The following is a 15369-nucleotide window of genomic DNA, read 5'->3' as shown; positions in this document are numbered from 1 at the left end:
CTTAAGAACTAACTACATAGGAGTGATAATTTTGAGTAAGACTGTCATTATTACGGGCGGCGGTTCAGGCTTAGGACTCGCACTAGCCCGCGAATATAATAAAACATACAACGTATATCTCGTTGGTCGTAATGAGAAAAAATTAGAACAAGCTGTTCAATCATTCACTCACAGCGAAAACAAGGTATCGTATAAAGTTTGTGATGTTACGAATTACGAACAAACAGAATCCATGCTTCAATCCATCTTCGATAGCGAGCATGTTCACGCGTTAATCAACAATGCAGGCATTGGAATATTCGATCCGCTTGAAGACTTATTAAAAACAGATATTACAGGAATGCTTGAAACGAATGTTTATGGCACGATTTTCCCAACGAAGATTGCTTTCCCGTTATTTAAAAAACAGGGCTTTGGCAAGGTCATGAACATCATTTCAACTGCAGGCTTACGCGGAAAGGTAAATGAATCCGTCTATTGTGCTTCTAAATTTGCCGTTAGAGGATTTACAGAAAGTCTCGTAAAGGAATGGGACGGAGCGAATATCTATCCCACAGCCGTCTATATGGGTGGAATGGATACGCCATTCTGGGATGAATCCACTCATATTGCAGATCGCTCACGTTTAAAGTCTCCAGAGCAAGTTGCGTCACTAATCGTTGAACAGGACGACAACCGACCTGAAATCTTTATAGATCGTTAATTTCATCCCCGTTAAGCAGTTCTGAAATCACTTCGGAATTGAAGCCTTTGCTGTAAAGAAATTTCTTCATGCGCGACTCGTATTCAAACCCACTGTACTTCTTGTATTTATGGTGAGCTTTGCGAGCATGTGCCAGCAAGGCTTCTTTTTCATCTTCAGCAGATTGACTGATCTTCGCTTCTTGAAATGCCATCTCAATAACATCCCACATATAGCCTTTTTGCTGAAGCTGCTGAGCAATCCTTTGCTTTTGTTCTTTCTCAGACCGTTTCTTTCCGCTTGAAAATTGTTTTTGAATAAACGCAATGCTAGCTTCTAGTTGCTCGTCATAACTGAACTGATCAAGTGCTTCTTCCGTGTGACGATCACTGATTCCTTTTTTCTTCAGCTCCTGCCGAATCATTCCGGGTCCTTTAAAGGATGTGTTCATACGGCTTCTTACGAGTGATTTTGCGAATGTTTGGTCATTCACAAAATCATACTCCGAAAGTTTTTGCAGAACGCGTTTGATCGTGGCTTCAGGAACTTCCTTCTTTTCTAGATATACCTCGATCTCATGAGCCGTTCGCATTCGAAAAGATAAATAGTGAAGAGCTTTATTAAAAGCTTTTCGATATTGATCTTCTTCAATGATGGATTCCCATTCTTCTTCATCGATCTCCATACCTTTTTGAAGTGAAAACTTTATTAAAACATCTGCGTCTACGCTAAACGCAAATTCTTCTTTTGGGCCTTTTTGTATAAAAATATTGAATCGTTCGTCGTTTTTTTGCTGAGCAGAAATCCTTGTTATAACAGCCATCTACCCACCTTCTTTCACCAAATAGTGTACCATATCTTATAGATTTCGTACTGTTTAAACATCCTTCAAACAATCGATTTGTATCTGTATGGATTTGTTAACAAAAATCGCACTGATCCATTCATGACATAAAAAAAGCACCCTCCCCGTTTTGGAGAGAATGCTTTTTCGTGAAAGTGCAACCTGCACTTATGAAGGCTTATCAACAACGTTTTGCATTTGCGCCATATTTATTCTCGAGCAACTCTGCAAAAAACTCTTTTTCAGTAGGCGGTGTGCGCTCTGGATGATTTTCTTTTAGGTGCTTCACATATGCTTGATAATCAGGGAGATTTGAGATGCCCTTTCCGATATATAAAAGGATCTGGAAGATGTTTTTCACCCATTGCCAAGCGGCTTGAAATGTCACGATACATCACCAAGCTTTGTTTGTACAAACGGCTCTTCTGATGTTTCTAAAGGCTTCTCGCTCTTGACCGCCTTGTACCAGATGCGCATCGCATCAATCAGCACTCCTAAAATAAGCAACATAAAAATCGCGGTTAAATACGCGTTTAACGTATTGTTGAAGACCAGCTGTTTAGCAGCTTCCATGGAAGGTACAGTTGCAGGCAAATTGCCGCTCGCTATTGCTTCCTTCATCACTTCTGCTTGTTTCAAGAAACCAATTTTCGGAACATCAGAAAAAATCTTTTGCCAAGCAGCTGAGAACGTTACGATCATCAACCAAGCAAGGGGAACTAATGTGACCCATACGAACTTCTTCTTGCCCATCTTCAAGATAACAGTTGTTGCCACGATAAGTGCGATGGCCGCTAACATTTGGTTAACGATACCGAACAACGGCCATAGTGTATTGATTCCGCCTAACGGATCAGTTACACCAACAACTAAGAAATAACCCCAGCCTGCAACGACTAACGCACTCGTGAAATATACAGCCGGCATAGAGTCTGTTTTTCGAAGCGGCTTATATATTTGTCCGAGAAGATCCTGCAACATAAACCTGCCTACTCGTGTACCTGCGTCTATGGTGGTTAGTATGAACACGGCTTCAAATAGTATCGCAAAATGGTACCAGAACGCCATCAATTGTGGCCCACCAATCACTTGCGAGAAAATTTGGGCGATCCCTACTGCTAACGAAGGAGCACCGCCTGTACGAGAAAGAATCGATTCTTCATCGACATTTTTAGCGAGCTCATTGATCTCATCTGCTGATACTGTGAAACCCCAAGAGGATATCGTGGTAGCAGCGGTCGCGACATCCGTTCCGATCGCAGCACCTGGTGAGTTGATCGCAAAGTAAATTCCTGGAGTTAATAGCGTTGCCGCTACCATCGCCATAATCGCAACAAATGATTCAGTTAACATTCCGGCGTAACCGATCATAGGAGCATGCTGCTCGTTTGCAATCAGTTTAGGAGATGTTCCTGAAGAGATCAGAGCATGGAAACCAGAGATGGCTCCGCATGCAATCGTAATGAACAAGAACGGAAAGAGGTTCCCTGCGAATACAGGCCCTGTTCCATCAATAAATTTAGTAAGTGCAGGCATCTGAATCTCAGGCATTACGATAAGAATACCGAGTGCCATCATTCCGATTACCCCTACTTTTAGAAACGTACTTAAATAGTCTCTTGGTGCAAGAAGCATCCAAACAGGTAGAACGGATGCAAGGAAGCCATAAACAATCAGCATCCAAGCTAAAGTCTCACCATCGAAAGTAAAAAGAGGTGCTAGTGTTGGTGAGTCCGCTACCCATTGGCCGCTGACCAAAGCAAATATTAACAATACAAAACCAATTATAGACGCTTCCCCTACTCTTCCCGGGCGTAAATATCGCATATAAACACCCATGAAAAGAGCGATTGGAATGGTCATGGCAATCGTATATGTACCCCATGGGCTGGACTTGAGTGCGTTAACAACTACTAGTGCAAGCACGGCAATTAAAATAACCATAATAGCAAAAACACCGATTAGCGCTAGCATTCCACCAACTGGCCCTATTTCTTCCTTTGCAATCTGACCGATTGATTTACCTCTACGTCTCATGGAAATAATTAAAATAACAAAGTCTTGTACAGCACCAGCAAGAACAGCTCCGACAATAATCCAGATGGTTCCTGGAAGATATCCCATCTGTGCCGCTAATGTTGGACCTACAAGGGGACCTGCACCTGCGATCGCTGCAAAATGGTGTCCATAAAGAACCCATTTGTTTGTTGGTACATAATCCTTCCCATCTGCATACCTTTCTGCAGGTGTTGCATTGTTTTTATTAAGGCTGAAGATTTTTGTAGCAATAAATCGTGCATAAAAGCGGTACGCAATAGCATACGTACACAATGAAGCAACAACAAACCAGATCGCGTTGATTTTCTCATCTCTTTGAAGCGCGATGATTGACAAGGCGATTCCACCAGCTAAAGCAATCCCAATCCATAAGAGCGCTTTCAAAAAGGGGTTCTTCTTTTTTGCTTGCACATTTCTTTGGAGCTCCATAAGCCTTCTTTCCTCCTTAATAGGGTAATATAATATGTACAAGATGAATTATATCAAATATTCATAATTTTTAAATAAATAAATCGGAAAGAGGTGGATTACCTTGAAAAGAATCTTAGTAACCGGAGGCACTGGCTTTGTAGGGGGATTTTTAACCAAGCACCTTACAGCGCTTGGAAATGAAGTCTATATTCTGACAAGAAAAGATAAACAGTCAGAGAAAAAAGGCGTTCAATATGTGCAATGGATGGGAAGCAATGAACCTGACCTGCCTCCGATCGATGCCGTTGTTAACCTTGCTGGAGAATCTATAAATGGCAGATGGACCGATGAAAAGAAAAAATCGATTTTAAACAGCCGCTTAAAGGTGACAGAAGAATTATTAAAGCTTGTTAAGAAGATGCCTCAAAAGCCTTCTGTTTGGGTTAACGCTTCTGCCATAGGGTATTATGGTACTTCTGAAACCGAAGTGTTCACAGAGAGATCCTCAAAGCATGGCTCTGACTTTTTAGCCGAAGTCGTAAAAGCCTGGGAAACAAAAGCATCAGCAGCAGAATCCCTTGGTATCAGAACGGTTTTCACACGGTTCGGCCTCGTACTAGGTAAAGACGGTGGAGTACTTCCCCAGCTAAGCCTTCCCTATCGATTCTTTGCAGGGGGTACGGTTGGTTCAGGCGAGCAGTGGGTTTCATGGGTGCACGTAGAAGATGTAGCAAAACTCATTACAGAAGCCATAGAGAATGAACAATACTCAGGACCTGTAAATGTTACTTCCCCACATCCTGTTAAGATGAAAGAATTTGGTCAAGTAACAGCTGACGTTATGCATCGCCCACACTGGCTCCCAGCACCATCTATAGCTTTTAAAATCATGTTTGGAGAGATGAGTATGTTGATTCTCAAGGGACAGCACGTCCTTCCTGAAAAAGCGGGAAACTTAGGCTATACGTTTACATATCCTCACTTAAAGGGGGCTTTACATGATTTGTTACAATGATAATAAAAATAATTTATCAGGTGACACATTATGAAAACATTAATCCAAAAAGCAAAAGTATATCCGATTACGAGCAGCGAACTTCAGCAAGGAGATGTTCTAGTAGAAAACGGCAAAATCTCAGCTGTCGAAGCACACATAGAACCGTCAGCTGACATGGAGATCATCCAAGCTGAAAACCTGCATCTTCTTCCAGGATTCATTGATGTTCATACTCATTTAGGTTTGTATGATGAAGGAACAGGCTGGGCTGGAAATGATGCTAACGAGACGCACGAGGTGCTCACTCCTCACATCCGTGCGATCGACGGCTGCCACCCTCTAGACATCGCCTTTAAAGATGCTGTTCGTTTTGGAGTAACTACTGCTCACATCATGCCCGGAAGTGCAAATGTTATTGGTGGAACAACCTCTGTTATCAAAACGCATGGTCATGACATTAGAAAGATGATTATTAAGGAAACAGCAGGACTTAAAATCGCGTTGGGTGAAAATCCAAAACGCATTCATAGTGGACGTCATAATGATTCCATCACTCGTATGGGAATTATGGGCATGCTTCGTGAAGCCTTCTATCAAGCAAAAGATTCAGCGTATCAAGATAATTTGCGTGTTGCACCGATCGCAGCTGCTTTAAACCGTGAGATTCCTGTTCGCATTCATGCTCACCGTGCAGATGATATTCTTTCGGCTATCCGTTTTGCGGAGGAATTCAACTTAGATTTTCGTATTGAACACTGTACAGAAGGCCACCTTATTGCAGACTCATTTAAAGACTTGAACTTGAAAGTAAGCGTTGGTCCTACTCTGACACGAAAGTCCAAAATCGAACTGAAGAACAAATCATGGGAAACGTATCGTATACTATCTGAAAATAATGTTGATGTTTCCATTACGACCGATCACCCTTACATCCCTATACAGTATTTAAACGTTTGTGCGGCAATTGCTGTAAGGGAAGGTTTGAGTGAAAAAAAGGCGCTTGAAGGGATCACCATCGCTCCTGCCAGAAATCTTGGAATAGATGATCGAGTAGGCAGTATCGAGCCAGGAAAAGATGCAGATTTATCCCTTTGGACCGAGCATCCGTTCCACTTTTCTGCTACCCCTGTTATGACCATGATTGACGGTGAAATAATTTACAAAAAATCTACAAAATAACTATTTTCTTTTTTGAAAAAATGTCTTATGATACAAATAGAGCAACATGCGGATTAAGCGAATCCGGAACATTTAATAGTCGCTCAAGAGTCAAATACAACATTATTTTCATAAATTAAATATTGAAGCAAGGGAAGGCAATTGGTGCGCCACCAGCTATGACTGGTCCTAGTGGGTTCGATTCCCACCCCGAATTAATTTTTATTCTTAATTCGAGGGTGGGGGATACTTCTGCCCTCTAGGAGGGATTAAATTGTTGAAAAAGCGTGATTTATCAGAGAGTCATGTTCTTTACAATTTAATGGTGCACCCAGACGTCTTCCCTTTTGTGCGTCAAAAAGCGGCTTCATTCGAAGAATTTCTATTTCTAACGAAGCAAACGATCGAGGAAGAGGACCAAGGAAACATTATTTCCAGAACGATTTTGGATGAGTGGCATAATCCAATCGGCACCATTAATTTATTTGATGTCCAAGATGGCTATGGCTTTCTTGGCACCTGGATTGGTCAGCCTTACTTTGGAAAAGGGTACAATTCTTTAGCAAAAGATGCTTTCTTTTCTGAATTGTTTTATGAAAAAGATATCCACACAATCTTTATGCGTATTCGTAAAGTAAATATTCGTTCACAAAAAGCAGCTGAAAAAATTCCTTATGTGACGTTAGCCAACGAAACAAGAAAAGATGTTTATGATCAGTTAAACCAAGGTCAGGATATCTATAACTTATATCAGATTGAAAAAGATAACTATCTCATGCACATGCTTCGTACGCAATCACAGCCTCTTGAAATTGTGGAAGAACAGTTAAAGGAAGCTTAATACAGGTAATGTGTACACTTACTCTGCGCATACTAATGAACATCACTCCTATTGAGTGGTGTTTATTTTTTTCTAAGGAGGTAAAGTTATGGAAAGCCGTAAACAACAAGCAAAAGAAAGAAACAACGATCTAACAAAAACACAAGAAATTCTATATAAAGAGGAATTAAAGTCTGCAGAATCAACGGCAGAGACACAAGAAATGACAAACGAAGATAATTCCTAAGTTTTTCTTCATAGGCACGTCCCGTGGAAAGCGAGCATCTGAAACGGATTTTCTAAAAGGATGATTCTTCCTATAATATTTAGCTGAAAAATGCACATTCTATAGTTGAGGACAAGTTCCTCAATTGCTTTTGTTTTACGTTTCAAACATCGTGATATCTTTAAGGAGGTATTTGTGTGGAAAAACGTAACCGAAAGTCCTCATTGCACAATAATGCTAAAGCTTCTCAAGCCAAAGGACTTGATGTCGAGTACTCAAGTGAATTGGCAGATCAAAACGATCTTGAAGCACAAGCACGTGCACAAGCCGCTGACCGACGCCAGAAAAAAAGTCGTCGCTAAGTGCAAAAAAGACCTGCTGGGATAGCAGGTCTTTTTTTAGTATAGAAATCCTTATGGTTTTAATATGTTGTGGACAAAGTTATCCACAACACTGTTGATAATGTTGATATTTCAAATTAACATAATAGTTATTGTGTGCAAATTTGTGCAAAACACAATAGTTATGCACATTTTCTGTGGAAAAACATGTGGATAGTGTGTATATTTCTGAATTTTTTAAGCTTTAAATATATTATTTCATTTCAATCGTTTTAATGATTCTTGCTGGGTTACCCCCAACTACTACGTTAGCCGGAACATTTTTGGTGACTACAGCTCCAGAAGCTACAACCACATTATCTCCAATTTTTACACCTGGATTGATAATGACTCCCCCACCGAGCCAAACGTTATTTCCAATTTCGACAGGTTTTCCATACTCTACACCCGAATTTCTTTCAATAGGATCTAATGGATGTGTAGCCGCATAGACATGAACACCTGGTGCCAGCATACAATTATCTCCAAATCGAACTTCACACACATCTAAAATGGTACAGTCAAAGTTGGCATAAAAGTTTTCCCCAACATGAATGTTATAGCCATAATCACATTTAAAGTTCGGTTCTATTCCAACATTCTGACCGGTTGATCCGAATAATTGTTTTATTAAAGAAGTACGCTTATCCACTTCCTCTTCTGTTGTTGCATTGTACTCTCGAGTCAGTCTTCTTGCTTGAATTCGTTCGTTTACAAGCTGCTCATCATCGGGACGATACATCTCGCCATCTATCATTTTCTCTTTTTCCGTTTTCACAAAGCATCATTCCCTTCGTGTCTTGACTTACTTCAGTACTAGCGTACAAACAGCTTCAACTTGTGATGTTTGCGGAAACATATCCACAGGAGTAATTTGTTCTACTTTATAACCATTACTTATTAACATGTGGACATCTTTTGCTAATGTTGACGGATTACATGAAACGTATATCATTTTTTTAGGCTTTGTTTTTATGATTGTATCTAAGAAAACAGGATCACACCCCGTTCTTGGTGGATCCACTACTACAACGTCGGGTTGCCAGCCTTCTTTTACCCATTTCGGGAGAAGTTTTTCTGCTTTTCCCGTTTCATAAAAAGCATTTTTGATGTGATGTTTGTCAGCATTTTTTCTAGCATCCATGATGGATTCTTTAATAATATCCATCCCTCTCACTTCTTGGGCATCTTTTGCAAGCCACATGCCGATCGTGCCTGACCCACAATATGCATCAACGACCTTTTCATTACCAGTAAGGTTCGCCTGCCTTTTTACCTCGTTATATAAGTTCACGGTTTGCTCAGGATTCAATTGAAAAAATGCACGCGCTGATAGCTCAAAACGAAGATCGCCAAGATGCTCAGTAATCGTATCTTTTCCGTAAATCTCATCCGTCTGATCACCAAATACAAGCGAAGTTTTCTCTTCGTTTACATTTTGAACAAGAGATGTCACTTGAGGCAGTCTTTTCTTGATCTCTTCAATAAAAAGTTCTTTTTTCGGCAACTCAGTGGTTGCAGTTACGATTACTAGCTGAATTTCATCTGTACGGAAAGCCGTCCTAACTACAATCGTACGAATGCTTCCAGTTTGTTCTTTTTCGTCATATACAGGAAGGTTCAGATCTCTAATAATCTGTTTCACTTTATTCGTTACAATATTCGTATCTTCGTGTTGTACGAGACAATGATCAATGTTAATCAGCTTGTGTGAGTTGCTGCTGTATAGACCAGCAATGATAGTATCATCGATTTTACCCACCTGAAACTGAGACTTGTTGCGATAAGCCCAAGGCTCATTCATTCCAATTGTTTTTCTCACGTTCAATTTATCCCTATGAATCTTTGTGTATCGCTCGAAGGCTTGCACAACAATATCTCGTTTTTCTTTTAGTTGCGCCGGATAGGACATATGCTGAATCTGACATCCCCCGCACGTCTCATAGATCGGGCAAGGTGGTGTTACTCTATCCTTTGACTTTTTAAATACTTTTTTAATCTTTGCTTCTGCTCGATTTGGAAAGACTTTTGTAATAATAACCGACATTTCTTCACCCGGAATCCCTCCAGGGACAAATACAACTTGTCGTTCATGAAATCCGATTCCTTCTCCATTGATACCTAATCGTTTAATGGATAAAGGAATTGTCTCACCAATCTTCATAATGGGATTATTTTGTTTAGTATTCTTCATCATATCTTCACTCGTTTCTTAGCTAAAAGTGGCTTTCCTTATTGTAGACGAAACTTGCTTGTTCTACCAACTTCAATCTCAATCAAAAAAAGAGTTTATATAAAAATAATACTAAAGTCAGATTGTCTTGAATTTTTATAATCTCTATAATAGCTTTAACGAAAGCGCTTTCGTAAATAGCGCTTATCATTTTTTGTATTTTCGAAACCGCTTTCGTTTCAGTATTTATAATAAAGGAGGATATTGCTCAGTGAAAAAAATCTATGCCTTTGCTCTCTCTGCTTTATTAATGATGCCTAGCGGGGGGACTGCCTCTGCAGATGACGATGTGGATAAAGAAGTTCAAAAAAAGAAAGGGAAAGCGAAATGGTCTCTTACTTGGTCAGATGAATTTAACAAACCTCAAATTGACCCAAAAAAGTGGACGTATGATATCGGTAACTGGATAAAAGATGAAGATGGGAATCTCATTACACCAGGCTGGGGAAACAATGAAAAACAGTATTATACGAACTCAGATGAGAACTCATTTATCAAAGACGGTAAATTGATTATCCGTGCTAAAAAAGAAAGTACGACTGATGACTCAGGTACTTATGATTATACGTCTGCCAAATTAAAAACAAAGGGATTATTCAGTCAAACGTATGGCCGGTATGAGGTTCGCGCTAAATCTCCTACTGGTAAAGGATTGTGGCCGGCGGTTTGGATGTTGCCTGAAAAGGACCGATATGGCGGATGGGCTGCATCAGGGGAAATAGACATCATGGAAGCTTGGGGAAGTAAACCTAATAAAGTAGCTGGCACGCTCCATTATGGGGAGACTTGGCCAAACAATCGGTATACAGGAAAAGAGTTTGAATTCCCTTTTAACGAGGGAATCAATACTTGGCACACATATGCCATCGAATGGGAACCTGGTGAGATCAGATGGTATGTAGATGGTGAACTGTACCAAACGCAAAATGAGTGGTATGCAAAAGGACAAAATAATCCGATCAAGTACTCGTATCCAGCGCCATTTGATCAAAACTTTTATTTAATCATGAACCTAGCTGTTGGCGGATGGTTTGATGGAGATCCTGATGAAACGACTACGTTCCCTCAACAGATGGAGATTGATTATGTTCGTGTATATGAGATGAAAAACCGCGATTACCGAGATCCAGTGGAACCTACTCCAAAACCTGTTGAACTGCCTGAAGATGCTAAACAACCTCTTGAAGATGGAAACCTGATTTATGACGGAAACTTTGAAAGACCTTTTACACTTATCAATCAAAATGAACAGCCTTTCGATCCATCCTACTGGAATCTTGTTACCCTTCCCGACTTTGGTGGTGAAGCTTCAGCTGATAAAGAAATGATCGATAATACGAATTTTGCAGTGATCACTCCACAAGTTCCTGGAGCATTTTCACATTCTGTTCAAGCGATCCAACTTCTTTCACTCGGTAAAAGCGGACGTTACAAAGTTAGCTTTGATGCAAAAGCAGCATCTGATCGACAAATGACTGTTAAAGTTGGCGGTGGCGCAGAGCGAGGTTGGGGTAAATACTCCAATGAAGAAAATATCAAATTAGGCACTGCACTTTCAAGTTATTCCTTTACTTTTGATATGCTTGCCGATACAGACCTTGCTGCTCGATTAGAATTCAATCTAGGAAACAACGGAAGCGTTCCTGTTTGGATCGGTAACGTGCGTGTAGAAGAAGTTACAAATGAGCCCATTGATGAGTCCGCCTCTAAGCCACCACTTCGCGATGGTAACCACATTTATAACGGAACATTCGATCAAGGCGCGATGGATCGATTAACGTACTGGAACTTTGTTTCCAAACACAAAAAAGATAGAGCTGTTGTTAGCGAGAAATCTCGTGAATTTCATGCTGATTTAAAGGGACACTCTACTAACAAAACAGATAGATACCTTGTTCAAAAAGGAATCCAATTGATCAAAGGAAATGAATACCTTTTAACTTTTAAAGGAAAAGCCGATAGAGCTCGATCCATTGCAATTGGTGTGTTAGATGAAAGCGGCAAACAGTACTATGTAACACCAGCTAAAGTAACTCTGAACAAAAAGAGTGATACGCACGAGGTAAGGTTTACGTATGAAGGAGAAACGTCAGATTATAATAGCCAGTTAATCTTTTACTTAGGCGGCAATCCTGCTGATGTTTACTTAGATGATATTGTTTTGAAAAAATTAACCAACATTCCTGATTACAACGATGTGGACATGAAACCATTAAAAAATGGAGATTTTCTTTCCGGCCTTTCATTTTGGAGCCCCTACATTCATTACGATGCTAACGCTGAAATTATGAGTGAGGAAGGCAAAGCCATGATTAACATCAATTCTGAAGGAAATGAGCCATGGAGCGTTCTTTTAGAACAAGGCAATTTAAAATTAGTTAAGGGATTGAATTACGAACTACGTTTTTCGGTTTCCTCACAGATCGCTCGCAACATAGAGGTAACGTTAGAGAACGCACAGTACAAGCGTTATTTTGCTGAGAGCATTGAAATCGGAACTGAAAAAACCACCTATACGTACAAAATAACCCCTACTGATACAGATACGTTGTCTTTAAAGTTCCTTTTTGGAAAAAGTCTAGGATCACCACTAGGCGAACATGAGATCTATCTCGATGACGTGCAGCTATCTGTTTTAAAATAATCCTTGAACGCTTAAACCACTGTTTTCTCAAAAGCAAAGGTTTAAGCGTTTTTTGTATCCTTTTAGTACAAAAAGAAACACCTTCGCAAAGTATGCAAAAGTGTTTTTAAGACTTAAACAATAATGGTGTTGGCACAGATTTCTTAAGCTGTAAGTCGTCTAAGCTTTTGAATGTGTAGCCTCTTTTTTGAAGGGCTTCAATCGTACGTTCGAGTGCATCTGCATTGTCTTTAGAAACCGTATGCAGAAGCATGATGCTACCTGGATGAATCTGCTTCATGATCTGATTGTATGAATATTGCCAACCACGCTGTTTATTGGTTTCCCAATCTAAAAAGGCAAGTGACCAGAACACATGTGTATAGCCTTCTTGTTTAGCAAGCATAATCGTTCTTTCGCTAAACACTCCTCTTGGAGGTCGAATATAATTCATATCAGTTTTACCTGTTATCTCCGTGTATCTGTGCTTTACTTTTTCAAGCTCGTTCTTCAAACGTGCATCAGACACTTGGGTAAGATCTGGATGATAATAAGAGTGATTCCCAACAATATGCCCTTCTTCAGCCATTCGTTTAATTAGGTGAGGGTGAGTCTTCATAAATTGTCCGGTTACAAAAAAGGCTGCAGGTACTTTCTTTCTCTTCAAAACATCCAAAACGTTATCGGTATAACCGTTTTCGTATCCGTTATCAAAGGTTAAATAGATATCTTTTTTGGTCGGGTCCCCAATAAAAAGGCTATCGTATTTATGGACGAGCTCCATGTATCTTGCATCTGTAATCGGAGGCTTCTCTTCCCCTTTTTTCTCAAAGTACCATTCCAGTCTTTGATTGGATACGCCTCTTTGAGCATAAATAACATGCGTTTGTGTAAAAAATATGATTGAAACCAATATTAGGCACAGGAGCCGATTGATTTTCATTAAACTTCCTCCTTCAAGCGACAACCTATACCTTTATTTTGGTGTAATTGTAGAAAACCATGCTAGGGATATAAAGGAAACGAGTGTAATTTGTTGAAACCAAATATCCTGGCGCTTTGTATTCGATAGTTTATATGGTGAATCCTAAATTTTTCTGCTTCTATCCACAAATTTTGATGCCTAATCCTAAAGTTTTGTGCTTCAATCCACAAGTTTTAATGCTCAATCCTAAAGTTTTTGCGATTTATCCACGAGTCTACAAATATGGACATTTTTCGACACTCCCTATTCATCTCACGCTGTAAAATAAAAAACCACAGTTCCATATCAGAACTGTGGCTCACACATTCATTTTATTTAAATACGGGATCTTTAAACTGTTCTAACTTCTGTAAGGACGATTTCTCCACATGCTCATGAAGACTGTTTCCGTGTGAATCCATCGTAACAACTGCTGTAAATCCATTAACGCGAATGTGCCACATCGCTTCTGGAACACCGAATTCCATGAGGTCAACACCTTCTACTTTCTCCATGCACTCTGCGTAATATTGTGCAGCTCCACCAATAGCGTTCAAATAAACACCACCATGTTCTTTAAGAGCTGCTAATGTTCTTGGACCCATTCCACCTTTACCAATAACCGCGCGGATTCCGAACTTTTTCATAATATCACCTTGGTAAGGCTCCTCACGAATACTTGTAGTCGGTCCAGCCGCTTTTACAACCCAGTTTCCTTCAGCGTCTTTTGCCATTACTGGCCCGCAGTGGTAGATGATTTGACCGTTTAGATCGATTGGAGCAGGATTATCCATTAAGTGTTTATGAATAGCATCTCGACCCGTGTGCATCATTCCGTTGATCGTCACAACATCTCCGACTTTTAGCTCACGGATTTGCTCTTCGGTAATAGGAGCTTCAAGTGTGACACTTCTCGTCTTCTCTTCTTGCTGTTCAACAGCCGCAGCTGCTTCCTCTTCAGCTTTAGTGAAATCCACTTCTTCACCTTCTGTATACAACCAATCTTGAATTTCTCCCGTTTCAGCGTTAAGTTTTACCCCTAAACGACGGTAAGCCCAGCAGTTATAAGCTACTGATACAAAGAAACTCGCTGGAATACGATTGATCACACCAACTTTACAGCCAAGTAATGTCGTTTCACCGCCAAAGCCCATCGTACCGATACCGAGCTTATTCGCGTTCTCCATTACATACTCTTCAAGTTTACGAAGATTTTCGTTTGGATTGACGTCATCAACAGAACGGAATAGCATCTCTTTTGCTAATTCATACCCTGATGTACGGTCTCCCCCAATACCAACACCGATAAAGCCGGCACTACAGCCTTGGCCTTGAGCTTGGTAAACGGAGTGCATGATACATTTACGAATACCGTCTAGATCACGTCCCGCTCGTCCTAACCCTTCTAACTCAGCAGGAAGGCTATATTGAATGTTTTTGTTCTCACAACCGCCGCCTTTTAAGATCAGCCGCGCATCGATGTAATCTTCTTCCCACTGCTCAAATTTAATAACAGGCGTCCCGTCTCCTAAGTTGTCTCCACTGTTGTCTCCAGTGATCGAATCAACTGAATTCGGACGAAGTTTCGTGTCTTTTGTTGCATCCGCGATCGCTTGACGGATGGCTTTTTTCATCTTAATCTGGTTCGCTCCTACAGGAACTTTAATTTTAAAAGTAGGAAGTCCCGTATCCTGACAGATCGGCGAGACATTTTCATCTGCTTTTAAGATATTATCTGTAATCGTATCTAAAGACATCGCAGCACGTGTTCCGGCATTTTCTTTTAGCTTAGCTGCAAGAATGGCACGGCGAACGTCTTTTGGCAATTTCGTTGATGTTTCAACAATCAGCTTGTACATGCTTTCTTGAAATTTCTCCATCTCTTCACTACCCCTTTTTGACTTGCTATTGTAAGCGTAATCAAATTATTAATGAGTTCATTATAACAAAAAAAACCGTCTCTTTAATAAAGA

Annotated in this window: 14 protein-coding genes; 7 read left to right on the top strand and 7 right to left on the bottom strand. The window is 40.2% G+C overall.

The annotated features are described in order from the left end of the window. Window positions 1-31: 31 nt before the first annotated feature. Window positions 32-703 carry an SDR family NAD(P)-dependent oxidoreductase gene (locus tag IHV10_RS20615; protein ID WP_197134038.1) on the top strand — a complete coding sequence of 224 codons (672 nt, stop codon included), beginning with the start codon at window positions 32-34 and terminating at the stop codon, window positions 701-703. On the opposite strand, the gene recX is transcribed toward IHV10_RS20615, so the two are convergent. The 3 genes from recX to IHV10_RS20600 all read right to left on the bottom strand — a co-directional run bounded on the left by recX (window position 690) and on the right by IHV10_RS20600 (window position 4013). After that, window positions 690-1505 carry a recombination regulator RecX gene (recX, locus tag IHV10_RS20610; protein ID WP_197134035.1) on the bottom strand — a complete coding sequence of 272 codons (816 nt, stop codon included), beginning with the start codon at window positions 1503-1505 and terminating at the stop codon, window positions 690-692. The two genes, IHV10_RS20615 and recX, sit on opposite strands and share 14 nt — an antisense overlap. Window positions 1506-1707: 202 nt before the next feature. After that, a complete protein-coding gene (locus IHV10_RS23155; protein WP_197134032.1) occupies window positions 1708-1914 on the bottom strand; it encodes a YbdD/YjiX family protein in 207 nt (68 codons plus the stop codon). Next, the gene (locus tag IHV10_RS20600) at window positions 1911-4013 is read right to left on the bottom strand and encodes a carbon starvation CstA family protein (protein WP_197134029.1); all 2103 of its coding nucleotides are present in this window, start codon (window positions 4011-4013) and stop codon (window positions 1911-1913) included. The genes IHV10_RS23155 and IHV10_RS20600 overlap by 4 nt, the downstream gene beginning before the upstream one ends. Before the next feature lie 103 nt (window positions 4014-4116). Between IHV10_RS20600 and IHV10_RS20595 the strand changes: the two genes are divergently transcribed. The 5 genes from IHV10_RS20595 to IHV10_RS20575 all read left to right on the top strand — a co-directional run bounded on the left by IHV10_RS20595 (window position 4117) and on the right by IHV10_RS20575 (window position 7558). After that, window positions 4117-5010, top strand: coding sequence for a TIGR01777 family oxidoreductase (locus IHV10_RS20595; RefSeq protein ID WP_231618343.1), 894 nt, complete (start codon window positions 4117-4119; stop codon window positions 5008-5010). Between the two features lie 30 nt (window positions 5011-5040). Next, window positions 5041-6171: an amidohydrolase gene (locus IHV10_RS20590; RefSeq protein ID WP_197134026.1), complete on the top strand. Its 1131-nt coding sequence runs from the start codon at window positions 5041-5043 to the stop codon at window positions 6169-6171. Between the two features lie 253 nt (window positions 6172-6424). Next, window positions 6425-6991, top strand: a complete 567-nt coding sequence (locus IHV10_RS20585) for a GNAT family N-acetyltransferase (protein ID WP_197134023.1) — start codon at window positions 6425-6427, stop codon at window positions 6989-6991. Between the two features lie 88 nt (window positions 6992-7079). Further along, a complete protein-coding gene (locus IHV10_RS20580) occupies window positions 7080-7217 on the top strand; it encodes a hypothetical protein (protein ID WP_197134020.1) in 138 nt (45 codons plus the stop codon). Window positions 7218-7393: 176 nt separating this feature from the next. Continuing rightward, window positions 7394-7558 carry a YfhD family protein gene (locus IHV10_RS20575; protein WP_197134017.1) on the top strand — a complete coding sequence of 55 codons (165 nt, stop codon included), beginning with the start codon at window positions 7394-7396 and terminating at the stop codon, window positions 7556-7558. Between the two features lie 232 nt (window positions 7559-7790). Here the strand turns inward: IHV10_RS20575 and IHV10_RS20570 are convergent, their stop codons facing one another. Together IHV10_RS20570 and rlmD are read right to left on the bottom strand one after the other, a co-directional pair. Then, window positions 7791-8354, bottom strand: a complete 564-nt coding sequence (locus tag IHV10_RS20570) for a maltose acetyltransferase domain-containing protein (RefSeq protein ID WP_197134014.1) — start codon at window positions 8352-8354, stop codon at window positions 7791-7793. A gap of 27 nt (window positions 8355-8381) precedes the next feature. After that, window positions 8382-9773, bottom strand: coding sequence for a 23S rRNA (uracil(1939)-C(5))-methyltransferase RlmD (gene rlmD / locus IHV10_RS20565; protein ID WP_370629685.1), 1392 nt, complete (start codon window positions 9771-9773; stop codon window positions 8382-8384). 247 nt (window positions 9774-10020) lie between these two features. Between rlmD and IHV10_RS20560 the strand changes: the two genes are divergently transcribed. Then, window positions 10021-12453, top strand: a complete 2433-nt coding sequence (locus tag IHV10_RS20560) for a carbohydrate binding domain-containing protein (RefSeq protein WP_370629684.1) — start codon at window positions 10021-10023, stop codon at window positions 12451-12453. A gap of 106 nt (window positions 12454-12559) precedes the next feature. Here IHV10_RS20560 and pdaA read toward each other — a convergent pair whose 3' ends face one another. Together pdaA and IHV10_RS20550 are read right to left on the bottom strand one after the other, a co-directional pair. Next, on the bottom strand, window positions 12560-13369 hold the full coding sequence (gene pdaA / locus IHV10_RS20555) for a delta-lactam-biosynthetic de-N-acetylase (protein WP_370568992.1): 810 nt from the start codon (window positions 13367-13369) through the stop codon (window positions 12560-12562). A gap of 359 nt (window positions 13370-13728) precedes the next feature. Continuing rightward, window positions 13729-15276, bottom strand: a complete 1548-nt coding sequence (locus tag IHV10_RS20550; protein ID WP_197134008.1) for a fumarate hydratase — start codon at window positions 15274-15276, stop codon at window positions 13729-13731. Window positions 15277-15369: the final 93 nt, after the last annotated feature.

The organism is Fictibacillus sp. 5RED26, from assembly GCF_015903895.1.
Lineage (GTDB): Bacteria > Bacillota > Bacilli > Bacillales > Fictibacillaceae > Fictibacillus > Fictibacillus phosphorivorans.
The sequence above is the reverse complement of the archived record's forward strand: the minus strand, read 5'-3'. Positions and strand labels throughout refer to the sequence as shown.